Source organism: Streptomyces sp. NPDC041191, from assembly GCF_055591945.1.
Genome location: NZ_JBVIZC010000005.1, coordinates 449,559 through 464,002, shown reverse-complemented (window position 1 = coordinate 464,002; position 14,444 = coordinate 449,559). Strand labels below are relative to the sequence as shown.

Below are 14,444 nucleotides of genomic sequence, written 5' to 3'. Positions count from 1 at the left end.
GACGTCGTCGTCGGTTAGGATGCCGTCCGTGACCGCATCGACCCCCCGCCGCGCCCCCGCCGGAGCCGCCGTGCTCCGCGAGGACGTGACCGAGGCCATCCGCGCCGCCGTCCTCGACGAACTCGCGGCCGTCGGCTTCGCCCGGATGTCCATCGAGGGGATCGCGCGCCGCGCGGGCGTCGGCAAGACCGCCGTCTACCGGCGCTGGAAGTCCAAGCTCGCCCTCGTCCTCGACCTCGTCGGCGCCTTCGCCGCCCAGGGACTGCCGGCGCCCGCCACCGGATCCCTGTACGGGGACGTGCGCGCCCTCCTCGACGTGGCCGCGCACGCCCTGAGCCACCCGGTCGCCTCCCGGGTCGTCCCCGACCTGCTGGTGGAGGCCGCCCGTCACCCCGAGATCGCCGACACCGTCAGGGGCGTGCTGCTCGACGGGCGGCAGGGCGTCGTCGCCCGGATCGTCCACGAGGCCGTCGCGCGTGGTGAACTCCCCGGGGGCGCCGACCCGGACCGGGCGCTCGACCTGATCGCCGGACCGCTGTACTGGCGCCTGGTCGTCGCCCGCACCCCGCTCCCCCCGGGGTACGTCGACGACCTCGCGCGCTCGGCGGTGGCGGCGCTGAAGGCGTGAACCGCCGGGTCACTTCACCGCGCCCGCCATCACCCCCGACGTGAACTGGCGCTGGAAGGCGAAGAACACCACCAGCGGCACCACCATCGACAGGAACGCGCCCGGCGCGAGCACGTCCACGTTGTTGCCGAACTGCCGCACCTGCTGCTGGAGCGCCACCGTGATCGGCGGCGACTGCGAGTCCGCGAAGATCAGCGCGATCAGCATGTCGTTCCAGACCCACAGGAACTGGAAGATGCCGAGCGAGGCGATCGCCGGACCGCCGAGCGGCAGCACCACCCGGGTGAACAGCCGGATCTCGCCCGCGCCGTCGAGTCGCGCCGCCTCCAGGAGCTCGCGCGGGATCTCCGCGAAGAAGTTCCGCAGGAGGAAGATCGCGAACGGCAGGCCGAAGGCCGTGTGGAAGAGGACCACCCCGGCGGTCGTCTCGAAGAGCCCGACCGTCCCGAAGAGCTTCGACACCGGGACCAGGGCGACCTGCACCGGCACCACGAGCAGGGCGACCACGCCCAGGAACCACCAGTCCCGGCCCGGGAAGTCCAGCCATGCGAAGGCGTACCCGGCGAACGAGCCGATCACCAGGACGAGGAGGGTCGCCGGGACGGTGATCAGGACGGTGTTGAGCAGGGAGCCCGTGATCGTGTCGTTGGCCAGCAGGCGGGCGTAGTTCTCCGTGGTCAGCTGCGCCGGGGCCGTGAGCACCTCCCACCAGCCGCTCGCCGCGATGTCGGACGGCGAACGGAGCGAGGAGAGCAGCAGCCCGACCGTCGGCAGCAGCCAGAACAGGCCCGTCAGGACGAGGAAGACCCGGACCGCGCCGGACGCGGCCGCGGACGCGAACCGCGCCGCCGGGGAGCGGGAGGGCCTGGCGTCGGTCGTCCTCATCGGCGGGCCTCCCTGCGCATGCGGCGGATGTTGAGCACCATCACCGGCACCACGAGCAGGAGCAGCAGGACGGCGATGGCCGAACCGACCCCGAGGTCCGCGTCCGTGCCGAAGGACGAGCGGTACAGCTGGAGCGCGAGCACGTTCGCGTCGTCCTGCGCGGAGCCCGGCGCGATGACGAAGACCAGGTCGAAGATCTTCAGCACGTTGATCATCAGGGTGACGAGGACGACCGCGAGGACGGGCGCCAGGAGCGGCACCGTGATCCGCCGGAACACCTGCCACTCGTTCGCCCCGTCCACCCGCGCCGCCTCCAGCAGTTCGCGCGGCACGGCCGCGAGCCCGGCCCCGATCAGCACCATCGCGAACCCGGCCCACATCCACACGTACGCCCCGATGATCGCGGGCGTGACGAGCGAGGGGCCCAGCCACTCGACGCCGTCGTACTGCTCCCGGAAGTTGCCCGCGGGCAGCCGGAGCACGGCCCCGTCCGCGCGGTCGGCGGGCAGCGCGAACGTGCCGTCGGCCGCCGCCGTCGCCGTGGCGACCACCTTCCCGTCCCGTACGGCCTCGATCCGCAGCCCCGCGAGGCCCCGTTCGTCCGGGTCGACCTCGTTCGGCCGCCCGCCGCCGCCCCGGGTGAAGTCCAGCCAGGCCGTGCCGGTGATCGCGCCCGGGTCCGTGCCGGCGGGCGCCGCGGCCGGGCGGGCCCCCTCCGGCATCTGCGCCGGCGCCACCCCGACCAGCGGAAGCCGTACGGGGTGCCCGGCCCGCACGGGTTCCTTCGTCACGTACGCCCCGCCCCCGGCGGCCTTCAGCGGGTGCACGGGCAGCGGCCGGGCCTTCGGGAAGACCGAGGACTCGGCGAAGGTGTCGTGGACGCCGACCCAGACGGCGTTCGCGACGCCCCGGTCCGGGTCCTGCTCGTACACCAGCCGGAAGATGATCCCGGCGGCCAGCATGGAGATCGCCATCGGCATGAAGACGAGCAGCTTGAACGCCGTCCCCCAGCGGACGCGTTCGGTGAGGACCGCGAAGACCAGGCCGAGGGCGGTGGCGACCGCCGGGGCCAGCACCAGCCAGACCAGGTTGTTCCGGACGGCGGTGCGCAGGGAGTCGTCGGTGAACAGGGCCGCGTAGTTGTCGAGGCCGGCGAAGGAGGAGCCGGAGCGGTCGAAGAGCGAGCGCTGGACGGAGTACCCGATCGGATAGACGACGAGCGCGCCGAGCAGGAGCAGGGCGGGCAGCAGGAACCCCGCCGCCACGACCCGGCTCCTGCGCCTCTCCCCGGCGACCCCGCCCTTCCCGCGCGTGGCGGTGGTGGAGGACATGCCGGCCTCAGCCCTTCGCGGTCCGGTACGCCTTCGCCGCGTCCGCCTCCAGGCGGGCCTGGGTCCCGGCGACGTCCTTCGGGTTCTTCAGGAAGTCCTGGAGCGCCTTCCACTCGCCCTTGCCCGGCGTCCCGCCGAAGGACTGCGGCATCTGGTCCGACATGTCGAAGCGGAAGGCGTCGCCCGCCCCGATCAGGGCCTTGGCGATCTCGCGCTGGACGTCGTTCGGGTACGCCGCCGGGTCCAGGCTCTTGTTGGGCGAGAGGAAACCGCCCTCGGCCGCCCAGATCTTCGCCGCGTCCGGGGAGGCGAGGAAGGCGAGCAGCGCCTGCGCGCCCTTGGTGTCCTTGAGCGCGACGGCCGCGTCGCCGCCCGTCACCACGGGCACGGTGCCCGCGTCCCCCACCTTCGGGAAGGGGAAGACCTTCGCGTCCGTGCCGATCTTCGCCTTGGTCTCCGCGATGTTGACGGCCGCGAAGTCGCCCTCGAAGACCATCGCGGCCTTCGGTTCGGCGCCGCCCGTGAAGGTCTGCGCGACCGAGGCCGGGTACTCGGTCTGGAGCGCGCCGCTCGCCCCGCCCGCGATCAGCGACGGCTTGCCGAAGAGTTCGGCCAGGGTGGTCAGGGCGGCGGTGACGGACGGGTCCGTCCACTTGATCGTGTGCTTCGCCAGCTGGTCGTACTTCTCCGGCCCCGCCTGGGAGAGGTAGACGTTCTCGAACCAGTCGGTGAGCGTCCAGCCGTCCGCGCCGCCGACCGAGACCGGGGTGACGCCGGAGGCGGATATGGTCTCGGCGGTGGCCAGGAAGTCCTTCCAGGTCTTCGGCTCGGCGGCGCCCGCGTTCTCGAAGACGGCGTTGTTGTACCAGACCAGGGACTTGTTGGCGGCCTTGAAGTAGACGCCGTACTGGGTGCCGTTCACCGCGCCCAGCTCCTGCCAGCCGCGCGAGTAGTGCGCGGAGAGCTGGGCCTTCACGTCGGGGCCGACCGGTGTGAGCCACTTCTGGGCGGCGGCCTGCTGGATCGCGCCCACCTGCGGGAGCATCGCCACGTCCGGCGGGGAGCCGCCGGCGATCTTCGTTCCGAGGAAGTTCACGATCGGGTCCTGCGCGGGCACGAACGTGACCGTCGCGCCGGTCCGCTTCTCGAACTCCCGCAGCACCTTGGTGAAGTTCGCCTGTTCCGGACCCGTCCAGACGGCGGCGACCTCGATCTTCTCGCCCTTCAGGGGGAGGTCGCCGGTGGGTTTCGCCCCCGGGTCCTTCGCGCCGCCGTCGCCACAGCCCGCGAGGGCGAGCGCGGCGAGCGTCGCGAGTGCCGTGAAGGTCACCGCGGCCTTGCGTGGACGAAGAGTTGTACGCATTGCTGCCCCGTCTCTTTCGTGCGCCTAGCTGTCCCGTGCCGACAGGTCTACGCCGGGTGCCGCGGGGCCGCAATACCGCCTTCCGTGTCAAGTGGAGGATCGTGATTCGCCTGTGACGTGCCGTCAGGAGCCCTGTCGCGCCGGGACGGCGGGGGGGAGCGGCGCCACGGGCGCGGCCTCGACCGAGCGGGCCGCCCGGTCGAGCGCGCTCGCGAGGAGGGCCAGGTCCGTCGGCCCGTTGCCCAGCTCCCGGACCGGGCGGCGGGTGGGCGGGTCGCCCATCCGTTCCCACTCCAGCGGGACGACCGTCGGGCGCAGCGTCGCCGTGCGGGGGATCCGCCCGGTGACACGGCCCGCCTGGAAGGGCGTCACCCGCCCGTCCGGATGCCCGAGCCGGCCCCGCCCGGCCACCGGGACGTCCGGTCCCGCCGTCGCCGGGGGCGCGTCGAGCACGATCCGCAGCCGGGCGCCGAGGACCGGCTCCGTGTCGGCGGTCCGGTCCGGGCGGGCCGAGGCCACGACGAGGTGCACGCCGAGCCGCTCGCCGTTCCGGGCGACGGCCTCCAGGGCCCGTACGACGGACCCGGCGGCCGGCCGGCCGGGGGCGCCGAGCGCGGGGGCGACCAGCGCGTCGAAGTCGTCGACCAGGACGACGAGCCGGGGCAGCGTCCCGGCCGCCGCCTGCTCGCCCGTGGCGGGCCGGGGGACGCGGGGCGCCCCCGCCTCCTCGGTCCGGTCGTCACCCGGACCGCCGTCCCCGGCGCGGAGGGCACGGCCGCCGGGGCGGTCGTCCGGACCGCCGCCCGGACCACCCCGCCGGGGCAGCCGCCCGCTGGGCGTGTCGGCCGTGAACGGGTCCCCGCCGCGTACGAAACCGTTCCCGGGCCGGGGCACGCGCCCGCCGGGGGGTTCGGTGGGGTCGCCGGGCCGGGGCACGCGCCCGCCGGCCGGTCCGGTCGCGGCGTCCGCGCCCGGATACGCGCTCCGGCCGCTCGGGAGGGCGCCGACCGGCCCGTCGCCCGTCCGGAGGGTGCGGCCGCTCGGACGGTCGGCGTCCGGGAGGCGGACGGCCGCGCGGGCGCCCCGGGGAAGGGACTCCGCCGCGCTCGGGGCGCGCTGGCCGAACAGCCGGTCCGTGACCTGCGGGGCGCGGGCACCCCGCCGGTCGGCGAAGGGGACGTCGCCCAGGAGCTCCGCCCGCCGCTTCAGTTCGGCGCCCAGCGCCTGGGCGAACTCCCGCATCCGGACCGGGTCCGAGGCGACCAGGTGCCCGGTGACGTGCGGCAGCTCCGTACAGGCCGCGAGGCCCTCGCCGCGCTCGCCGCCGGCCCCGTCCACGAGGACCAGGCCGAGCCGGTCGGGGCGGCCGCCCGCCGCGAGCGAGGCGGCGATCGAGCGGAGCAGTTCCGTGCGGCCGCTGCCCGCCGGGCCCTCGATCAGCAGGTGCGGTCCCTCCCGGGTGAGGTCCACGGACAGCGGCCCGCGCGGACCCGCGCCCAGGACGGCCGTCCCGTCCCCGGCGGAGGCCCAGCGGGCCATCAGGGAGGCGGGCGTGGCCCGCGCGAGCCCCAGTTCGTCGAGGAGCCGGGAGGACGGGGGCAGCGCGGCGGCCCGGCCGTGCGGGGCCGCCGGGGTCTCCGGCCGCAGCGGGGCCAGCGCCCGCGCGAACCGCTCGGCCCAGGCGACGGAGACCGCGTCGACCACGCCGACGGTGCCGTGGCCCGCCACGTGTCCGCCGGTGGTCCGCAACAGGCGCAGCGCCGTCGCCACGTCACCGCTCAGGAGCGCGGCGGCCCCGCACTCGCGGAACGCGAGGGACGCGGCGCACGCGGCCTCGTACGTCGCGGCCACCGGCGACACCGGGGAGGCCGGGGGCGCCTCGGCGAGGCAGAGGAGGTGGATCCCGGCCGCCGCCCCGGCCCCGGCGAGCCGCGCCACCGTCTCGCGCAGCGCCGCCGTGCCGGGGTCGCCGTCCACGACGACGACCGTCCGGGGACCCTCGTGGCGGGCGGCGGCGTCGGCGACGGCCGCGCGGTCCGCGCTGGGCCAGCCGGGGCCGAGCGGACCGTCGTCGAGCCGCCGGGTCAGTTCGGAGGTCCGCGCGTGGGCCTGCTCGCGGTCGTACGCCAGGAGGAGCCGGCAGTCCTGGCCGTGGGCGGGCCGGACGTGCGGGAGCCAGCCGAGCCAGCCCCAGGCGCGGCGCCGCTCCTCCAGGGACCGGTTCCGGTCGGCGCTGAGGAGCACGATCTCCAGGTCGGAGGGGGAGTGCAGGGCGGCGAGCTGGGCCACCACCGAACGGGCCAGACCGGCGAGCCGGTCGCCGGGGCCGGCCAGGCCGAGCGAACCGGTCTCGCGCAGTCCGGCGGTGACCGGTACGCCGGAGAGCTCGGCGCGGTCCGTGGTGCCGAGCCGGACCGCCAGGAACTCCGGGTGGTCCGGAGCGCGCTCCCAGAGCCGGGGACCGGGGCCGAGGGCGTTGAGCAGGACGGTGGCCGGGTCGGGCCAGGTGTCGGCGCCCGGCAGGGGGCCGTGGGCGCCGGCGTCCCGCAGGACACCGGTGTGCGCCCCGGGCGTCCGCGGGGCCCCGGCGGGGGCCGGAAGCTCCTCGCGGCCGCCGGCGAGGCGCCGGGCCCACGCGCCGAGCCCGCGCCTGCCGCCCGCCCGGACGGACGCGGCCGGGGGCGGGGATACGTCATCGCGGCCGTGGTCGCGGCCGTGGTCCCGGCCCCGGGACCGGTCGGCCTCCGGGGGCCCGCCGTACGCCTCGCCGCCGTCGGCGCCGTTCCCGTGGCCGTCCTCGTGCGTGCCGCGGTGTCCGTGCTCCTCGCGCGCGGGGCCCCGGACGTGGTCGTGCCCGTCGCCGTGGAAACCGCCCGGGGCGCCGTCGTACGAGCCGCCCCCGCCGCCGTACGGGCCGTCGGGTCCGCCGTGCCACGCGAGTCCGTGCCCGCCGTGGGTCGTGTCGTCCGCCGGGTCCGCCGGGACCGTGAGGCCTCCCGCCGGGACCGGCCTGCCGGGGCCCGCCCATCCGTCGGCCCCGCGCGTGAGCCGCAGGTGGCCCTCGCCGTCCGGGGCCGTCGCCACCGGGTCCGTGCCGGGGCCGTCGCCCGGCCCGGTCAGGCGCAGGGCGGACTCGCCGAGGCGCAGCAGCGCGCCCGGACGGAGCCGGACCGGCCGGTCGCCCACGGGGACGCCGTCGAGGACCGTGCCGTTGGTGGAGCCCCGGTCGACGACCGTGATCCGGCCGTCCCCGCCGACGGTCACCGTGCAGTGCGCGCGGGAGACGTCCGGGTCGTCCAGCGGCACGTCGGCGTCGGCGGAACGGCCGATCCTGACCGTCCCCCCGTGCAGCAGGTGCACCCCGCCCGCGTCCGGGCCCGCCACCACGTGCAGCCGGGCGGCGGCGGGCTCCCCCGCCCGGTCGTCCGGGCCGGGGACCTGGAGCGAGAGGACCGCGCCGTCGACCAGCGGGGGTTCGCCGAGCACGCAGCGCCGTCCGTCCAGCCGCTCCGCGCCCGCGTAGAGCACGGTCGTGCCCGACGGGGAGGACTCGGGGCCGGTGACGGCGGAGGCCAGGTGCGAGGCCACGGCGGAGAGCGCCGTCCCGGCGGGGGCGGTGACGAGCACGTCGCAGGCGCGCCCGGCGCCGGGGCCGGCGTGTGGCGCGAGGACGGTCAGCCGGATCTGCATCGCCGTCAGCGGTCCCTTCTGCGCGACGTGCCCGGCAGGGGGACCGCCCTGTGTCTCCCCCCACCCGGCACGGACGCGTCGTCCGGTACAGGTCGGCACGGCGCGGGGCTCCCGACCCCTGACGCGGCGTGCTGAGGGCATCCTCGCACCTGCCACTGACAACGCGCCCGCCGGTCGGCCGTAAGTGATCTTGAATGGTCGGCTGTGGACGTAAAAGTGCCTGGTTGAGCATGCCTTCGGAACATGTCCGGCAACCGTCCCGCTCGAAGAAGCGTCTTCTTCCGGACAGGACCGGGCCCCGTTCCGGGCACCTTCGGTCGGAGCCGGGCCGCGACCGTGCGCGGCACCGGGCCGGCGCGGCACCCGGAGCGGGCGCGACACCGGACCGGCACCCGCCCGCCGGGAGTCCGCCGGACCGGCGCGCCGGCCCGGAACCGCCCCGTGGACGACCGGTCCGGCACCCGTTCGGCGGCACTAAAGTGGGTCGGACATCCGGACGGGTCACAACAAGAGGACCACGAGGACCAAGAGGATCAAGGGGACCAGGAGGGCCGGGAGGCCCGAGGGGACCACGAGGACCACGAGGACCAAGAGGACCACGAGGACAGGGCCCCCGGGACACCGCGGGACCCCCCGAGGACCACGATCAGCAGGGAGCGCGTGACGTGCGGCCTATCGGCAGCAAGTACCTGCTCGAGGAGCCGCTCGGCCGCGGCGCCACGGGCACCGTCTGGCGAGCCCGCCAGAGGGAGACGGCGGGCGCCGAGGCGGCCGTGCCCGGCCAGCCGGGCGAGACCGTCGCGATCAAGGTCCTCAAGGAGGAGCTGGCCAACGACGCGGACATCGTGATGCGCTTCCTGCGCGAGCGGTCCGTGCTGCTGCGGCTCACCCACCCGAACATCGTGCGCACCCGCGACCTGGTCGTGGAGGGCGACGTCCTCGCCCTCGTCATGGACCTGGTCGAGGGCCCCGACCTGCACCGGTACATCCGGGAGAACGGCCCGCTCACCCCGGTCGCGGCCGCGCTCCTCACCGCCCAGATCGCCGACGCGCTCGCCGCCAGCCACGCCGACGGCGTCGTCCACCGCGACCTGAAGCCGGCCAACGTCCTGCTCGCCGAGCGGAACGGCGAGATGCACCCGATGCTCACCGACTTCGGCATCGCGCGCCTCGCGGACTCCCCGGGCCTGACCCGCACCCACGAGTTCGTCGGCACGCCCGCGTACGTGGCGCCCGAGTCCGCCGAGGGCCGCCCGCAGACCTCCGCCGTGGACGTCTACGGCGCGGGCATCCTCCTGTACGAGCTGGTCACCGGCCGTCCCCCGTTCGCGGGCGGCACCGCCCTGGAGGTCCTGCACCGCCACCTCAGCGAGGAGCCGCGCCGCCCCTCGACCGTGCCCGGACCCCTGTGGACGGTCATCGAGCGCTGCCTCGACAAGGAACCGGACCGGCGCCCGAGCGCCGTGAACCTCGCCCGCGGCCTGCGCGCGGTCGCCGCCGGCATCGGCGTGCACGCCACGCCCGCCCAGATCGAGGCGGCGGACGGCGTCGGGGCGCTCCTCGCCCCCGACCCGGCACCCGCGCCGGTCCCGGAGACCCCCGGGGCCGCCGATCCGACCCAGGTGCTGTCCCACGGTGCCCCCGGGGCCGCCGACCCCACCCAGGTGCTGCCCGCCGGGGCGCCCCCGCGGTACGACCCCGCCGCCCCGACCGGCGTCATGCCGGTCGGGGGGCCGGGCGGCGCCGCCGACCCGACGGCCGTCATGCCCCCCGTCCCGCCGGGCCCGCCGCAGGCCGGGCAGGGCGAGGAGCCGCACCCCTGGCAGAGCCAGCTGCGCGCCGCCCGCGACCGCAACGAGCAGACGCAGATGCACTACCTGGACCCGGGCCAGGACCCCCTGCGCCGGCGCCCGCAGCGGCAGCCGCAGCCTCCGCAGAACCAGCCGCAGCCCGGCGCGTACGGACAGCAGCACGGGCAGCAGTCCCCGCCGTACCAGCCGCAGCGGCCCGTCCCCCAGCCGTACGCGCAGCAGCACCAGCCGCAGCAGTACGCGCCCCCGCCGCAGCCCGCCCCGCAGCAGCGGTACGCCCCGCCCCAGCAGCAGTACGCGCCCCCGCAGCCGCCTCCCCAGGCGCCCGCGCCGCGCGAGCCGCGACCGCCGCGCGAACCGCGACCGCCGCGGCAGCGCGGCGCCAACCCGATGCGGATCCCGGGCCTCGGCTGCCTCAAGGGCTGCCTGGTCACGATCGTCCTGTTCGTGGTCGCCGGCTGGCTCGTCTGGGAGCTGACCCCGCTCCAGGACTGGGTGGCCCAGGGCAAGGGCTACTGGGAGGCGATCGGCGACGGCGTCTCGTCGTTCAGCGACTGGGTCTCCAAGCTGTTCGACAGCGCGGGCACGGGCACCGGCACCCCGGGTGCTACCGGCGGTAAGGGGCAGTAATATTGCCGATTTATCGACTTCCGGGGGGAGTTTTCCCTCCGGAAGTGACGACCGGCGGCCGTGGACGCGTAGCTTGGGCGTGAACCGCAGCCGCTGAGGGAGCAGTCTTGGCACGGAACATCGGCAGCCGCTACACCGCCCACCAGATCCTCGGCCGGGGCAGCGCCGGAACGGTGTGGCTCGGCGAGGGCCCCGAGGGGCCCGTCGCCGTCAAACTGCTGCGTGAGGACCTGGCCTCCGACCAGGAGCTGGTCGGCCGCTTCGTCCAGGAGCGGACCGCCCTGCTCGGCCTCGACCACCCGCGGGTGGTGAAGGTGCGCGACCTGGTGGTGGACGGCAACGACCTCGCCCTCGTCATGGACCTGGTGCGCGGCACCGACCTGCGCACCCGCCTCGACCGCGAGCGCCGCCTCGCCCCCGAGGCCGCCGCCGCGATCGTCGCCGACGTGGCCGACGCCCTGGCCGCCGCGCACGCCGCCGGGGTCGTCCACCGCGACGTCAAGCCCGAGAACATCCTCCTCGACATGGAGGGCCCGCTCGGGCCCGGCGGTTCCCACCCCGCCCTCCTCACCGACTTCGGCGTCGCCAAGCTGATCGACACCCCCGGCCGCACCAGGGCCACCCGGATCATCGGCACCCCCGACTACCTCGCCCCCGAGATCGTCGAGGGCCTGCCGCCGCGCGCCGCCGTCGACATCTACGCCCTCGCGACCGTCCTGTATGAGCTGCTCGCCGGCTTCACCCCGTTCGGCGGCGGCCACCCGGGCGCGGTCCTGCGCCGCCACGTCACCGAGACCGTCGTCCCGCTGCCCGGCATCCCCGAGGAGCTGTGGCAGCTGCTCGTGCAGTGCCTCGCCAAGGCCCCGGCCTCCCGGCTGCGCGCCTCCGAGCTGGCCGCCCGCCTCCGGGACGTGCTGCCGCTGCTCAAGGGCATCCCGCCGCTGGACGTGGACGAGCCCGACGCGGAGCCGGAGCCGTACGAGGAGGACGGGTACGCCACCGTCGCGGGCGCCGTCACGCCCGGCCCGCGCCGGGCCGCCGTCCCGCTCGTCCCGGGGGCCTCCGCCGACTCCCACCGCGACACCCACACCTCCATGCGGGTTCCGGCCCCCGACGAACTCTCCGGCGGTCCGCTCGGCACGGCCCGCGCCCCCCGCCCGGCGGGCGCCCGCCGTCCCGGCTCGGCCCGCCACAAGGCGGGCGCGGTCCGCAAGCGCCGGATCACCCTCGCCGTCGCGGCGGTCGTGCTGGCGGGCGCGCTCGGGGCCGGCGGCTACCTCGCGACCTCCGGAGACGCGGAGACCCCGCCGCGGGACTCGAAGCAGTCCTCGACGCCGTAGGTCGTGTCCGGAAGGTCCCGCCTGGCTCGCGGCGCCCGGCACGCACGCCCACCGCGTTGCCGAAATGCCCCAGTGGCTCCGCTACGACGGCATCCCGGCGCCTTGCGATCGCGCGCACCGGACACCGCGACCCCTGCCCTCCGGGCAGACGGCGCCACTTTCCGGACGCGACCCGGGGGACGGGCGGGGCGGGACCGGCCGCCGGGACACCCCCCGGTCGTCACGGGTTCGGCTCCCCGCCCGGAGCCGTTACGCTGGACGCGTGGCAGTCGTCGATGTATCCGAAGAGCTGAAGTCCCTCTCCTCGACCATGGGGTCGATCGAGGCCGTCCTGGACCTCGAGAAGCTGAGGGCCGACATCGCCGTGCTCGAAGAGCAGGCCGCGGCCCCGTCCCTGTGGGACGACCCGGAGGCGGCGCAGAAGATCACGAGCAAGCTTTCGCACCTCCAGGCCGAGGTCCGCAAGACCGAGACCCTGCGCGGGCGGATCGACGACCTCGCGGTGCTCTTCGAGCTCGCCGAGGAGATGGACGACCCGGACACCCTCGCCGAGGCGGAGGCGGAGCTGGTCTCCGTCCGCAAGGCCCTCGACGAGATGGAGGTCCGCACCCTCCTCTCCGGCGAGTACGACGAGCGCGAGGCCCTGGTCAACATCCGGGCCGAGGCCGGCGGCGTCGACGCCTCCGACTTCGCCGAGCGGCTCCAGCGCATGTACCTGCGCTGGGCGGAGCGCCACGGCTACTCGACCGAGGTCTACGAGACCTCGTACGCGGAGGAGGCCGGCATCAAGTCGACCACCTTCGTGGTGAAGGCCCCGTACGCCTACGGCACGCTCTCCGTCGAGCAGGGCACCCACCGGCTCGTCCGCATCTCGCCCTTCGATAACCAGGGGCGCCGCCAGACCTCCTTCGCCGGCGTCGAGATCCTGCCCGTCGTCGAGTCGTCCGACCACGTCGAGATCGACGAGTCCGACCTGCGCGTCGACGTCTACCGCGCCTCGGGACCGGGCGGACAGGGCGTCAACACGACCGACTCGGCCGTGCGCATCACGCACCTCCCGACCGGCATCGTGGTCTCCTGCCAGAACGAGCGCTCCCAGATCCAGAACAAGGCGAGCGCCATGAACGTCCTGCAGGCCAAGCTCCTGGAGCGCCAGCGCCAGGAGGAGCGGGCTAGGATGGACGCCCTGAAGGACAGCGGCAGCTCCTGGGGCAACCAGATGCGGTCGTACGTCCTCCACCCGTACCAGATGGTCAAGGACCTCCGCACGGAGTTCGAGGTCGGCAACCCGCAGGCCGTCCTGGACGGCGAGATCGACGGCTTCCTGGAGGCCGGCATCCGCTGGCGCAAGCAGCAGGACAAGTAGTCCACCGGTCCACGGTTCCGCCCGCCGGGCCCCGCACCGACACGGTGCGGGGCCCGGCGTCGTTCCTCACCGCGCGCATTCGCTGACGCAAGCGGAAGACGGACCGCCGAGGCACTATGTCGACAAGACAACCACCCTTCCGGGGGCCGGTGTTCGGCGTTTACGTCACAGTTGCATCATCGCATGTCGGGCGAGTGGTGATCTTTCGGGCATCGCACGCGCAACGACCTTGACGCCTCATCGGAAACTCGGAAGGGTGTCGTACTGGCATGCGCGTTGCTGGGGCGCGTGTGAACGGGGGCCGGTCCAGTCGTGACGTCGCCCCTGCCGCGCGGACCCCGAGCGCTGCCCCATGACGAGTTGAGCTACTGGGGGTAGCAACCAGATGACCAAGCAGATGCGAATCCGTATCGCGCGCGTCGCCGCCGCCGCGGTGATCGCCGGCGGTGCGTCGCTCACCGCGGCGGGGGCCGCGCAGGCCGTGGGGGGCTTCGGGGACGGCGAGCCGGACCCGACGCCCACCTGCATTCCCGGCACCGTCGGTTGCGAGGAGACCGAGCCGCCGGTCACCACTCCGCCGACCACCGAGCCGCCCGTGACCACTCCGCCCACCACGGAGCCGCCGGTCACGACGCCGCCGACGACCGAGCCGCCGGTCACCACTCCGCCCACCACGGAGCCGCCGGTCACGACGCCGCCGACGACCGAGCCGCCGGTCACCACTCCGCCCACCACGGAGCCGCCGGTCACCACTCCGCCGACCACCGGACAGCCGGGTACGAACCCGCCGGCCACCAACCCGCCGGGCACCACTCCGCCGACCGCCCCGGGTCCGGGCAGCACGAGCGCTCCCGGTACCGGCGCGCCCGACAACTGCACCGTCGACCTCGACGGGGTCGAGTGCGCGGGTGCCGGCAACGGCACCCCGGGCAACAACCCCGACGTCAACAACGCCGGTTCGCAGCCCGTGCAGCAGGGCCAGGCGAAGGAGGAGCTCGCCGAGACCGGCGCGGCCGAGACCTCGTTCCTGCTCATCGGTGCCGCGACCATGATCGCCGGTGGCATCGGCTTCCGCATGCTGCCGCGTCTCGTCGCCGGTGGCCGTACCGCCACCTGACGGTTCCGTACGCCGCGAAGGGCCGGGGAGACCTCTCCCCGGCCCTTCGCGGCGTCTCCGGGCCCGTACGGGGCCGCCGGGCGGCTCCTAGACCGTGCGGACCGCCGTGAGCAGCGCGATCGCCGCCAGCAGGGCGATCGCCAGTGTCAGGAGCATCGCGGGGGACGGCCCCCGGGGAGTCAGGCGCTCCCGGTTCGCGCGGCAGACGGGGCAGCGGCCCTCGGCGACCGGGGCCGCGCAGTGGGCGCACACCAGTCGGTCGTAGGTCATACGCTCTCCTCCT

The 14,444-nt window shown here is 75.4% G+C and carries 10 protein-coding genes; 5 read left to right on the top strand and 5 right to left on the bottom strand.

Annotated features, from left to right (window positions below; genetic code table 11):
- Positions 1–19 precede the first annotated feature (19 nt).
- Entirely contained in the window at positions 20–628 is a 609-nt protein-coding gene (locus ACZ6AQ_RS13270) for a TetR/AcrR family transcriptional regulator (RefSeq protein WP_468759776.1), read from the top strand.
- 9 nt (positions 629–637) lie between these two features.
- Here ACZ6AQ_RS13270 and ACZ6AQ_RS13265 read toward each other — a convergent pair whose 3' ends face one another.
- The 4 genes from ACZ6AQ_RS13265 to ACZ6AQ_RS13250 all read right to left on the bottom strand — a co-directional run bounded on the left by ACZ6AQ_RS13265 (position 638) and on the right by ACZ6AQ_RS13250 (position 7,897).
- Complete coding sequence (locus ACZ6AQ_RS13265; RefSeq protein WP_468759774.1) at positions 638–1,513, bottom strand: carbohydrate ABC transporter permease; 876 nt, start codon at positions 1,511–1,513, stop codon at positions 638–640.
- A complete protein-coding gene (locus ACZ6AQ_RS13260; RefSeq protein ID WP_468759772.1) occupies positions 1,510–2,844 on the bottom strand; it encodes a carbohydrate ABC transporter permease in 1,335 nt (444 codons plus the stop codon). Before ACZ6AQ_RS13260 ends, ACZ6AQ_RS13265 begins: the two co-directional genes overlap by 4 nt.
- 7 nt (positions 2,845–2,851) lie before the next feature.
- Positions 2,852–4,207: an ABC transporter substrate-binding protein gene (locus ACZ6AQ_RS13255; RefSeq protein ID WP_468759771.1), complete on the bottom strand. Its 1,356-nt coding sequence runs from the start codon at positions 4,205–4,207 to the stop codon at positions 2,852–2,854.
- Positions 4,208–4,330: 123 nt separating this feature from the next.
- Positions 4,331–7,897, bottom strand: coding sequence for an FHA domain-containing protein (locus tag ACZ6AQ_RS13250; protein ID WP_468759769.1), 3,567 nt, complete (start codon positions 7,895–7,897; stop codon positions 4,331–4,333).
- 665 nt (positions 7,898–8,562) lie between these two features.
- Here ACZ6AQ_RS13250 and ACZ6AQ_RS13245 point away from each other — a divergent pair.
- The 4 genes from ACZ6AQ_RS13245 to ACZ6AQ_RS13230 all read left to right on the top strand — a co-directional run bounded on the left by ACZ6AQ_RS13245 (position 8,563) and on the right by ACZ6AQ_RS13230 (position 14,161).
- Positions 8,563–10,338, top strand: coding sequence for a serine/threonine-protein kinase (locus tag ACZ6AQ_RS13245; protein ID WP_468759767.1), 1,776 nt, complete (start codon positions 8,563–8,565; stop codon positions 10,336–10,338).
- A 107-nt stretch (positions 10,339–10,445) separates the two neighbouring features.
- Complete coding sequence (locus ACZ6AQ_RS13240; protein ID WP_468759765.1) at positions 10,446–11,678, top strand: serine/threonine-protein kinase; 1,233 nt, start codon at positions 10,446–10,448, stop codon at positions 11,676–11,678.
- A 262-nt stretch (positions 11,679–11,940) separates the two neighbouring features.
- Entirely contained in the window at positions 11,941–13,044 is a 1,104-nt protein-coding gene (gene prfB / locus ACZ6AQ_RS13235; RefSeq protein ID WP_388690537.1) for a peptide chain release factor 2, read from the top strand.
- 397 nt (positions 13,045–13,441) lie between these two features.
- Positions 13,442–14,161 (top strand): LPXTG cell wall anchor domain-containing protein, encoded by a 720-nt coding sequence (locus ACZ6AQ_RS13230; RefSeq protein WP_468759763.1) that lies wholly within the window; start codon positions 13,442–13,444, stop codon positions 14,159–14,161.
- An 87-nt stretch (positions 14,162–14,248) separates the two neighbouring features.
- Here ACZ6AQ_RS13230 and ACZ6AQ_RS13225 read toward each other — a convergent pair whose 3' ends face one another.
- On the bottom strand, positions 14,249–14,431 hold the full coding sequence (locus ACZ6AQ_RS13225) for a hypothetical protein (protein WP_468759761.1): 183 nt from the start codon (positions 14,429–14,431) through the stop codon (positions 14,249–14,251).
- Positions 14,432–14,444: the final 13 nt, after the last annotated feature.

Coding starts and splice junctions, on each gene's coding strand:
- ACZ6AQ_RS13270 (WP_468759776.1), top strand. CDS start 20: ATGCCGTCCGTGACCGCATCGACCCCCCGCCGCGCCCCCGCCGGAGCC.
- ACZ6AQ_RS13230 (WP_468759763.1), top strand. CDS start 13,442: ATGCGAATCCGTATCGCGCGCGTCGCCGCCGCCGCGGTGATCGCCGGC.
- ACZ6AQ_RS13265 (WP_468759774.1), bottom strand. CDS start 1,513: ATGAGGACGACCGACGCCAGGCCCTCCCGCTCCCCGGCGGCGCGGTTC.
- ACZ6AQ_RS13255 (WP_468759771.1), bottom strand. CDS start 4,207: ATGCGTACAACTCTTCGTCCACGCAAGGCCGCGGTGACCTTCACGGCA.
- ACZ6AQ_RS13260 (WP_468759772.1), bottom strand. CDS start 2,844: ATGTCCTCCACCACCGCCACGCGCGGGAAGGGCGGGGTCGCCGGGGAG.
- ACZ6AQ_RS13250 (WP_468759769.1), bottom strand. CDS start 7,897: ATGCAGATCCGGCTGACCGTCCTCGCGCCACACGCCGGCCCCGGCGCC.
- ACZ6AQ_RS13225 (WP_468759761.1), bottom strand. CDS start 14,431: ATGACCTACGACCGACTGGTGTGCGCCCACTGCGCGGCCCCGGTCGCC.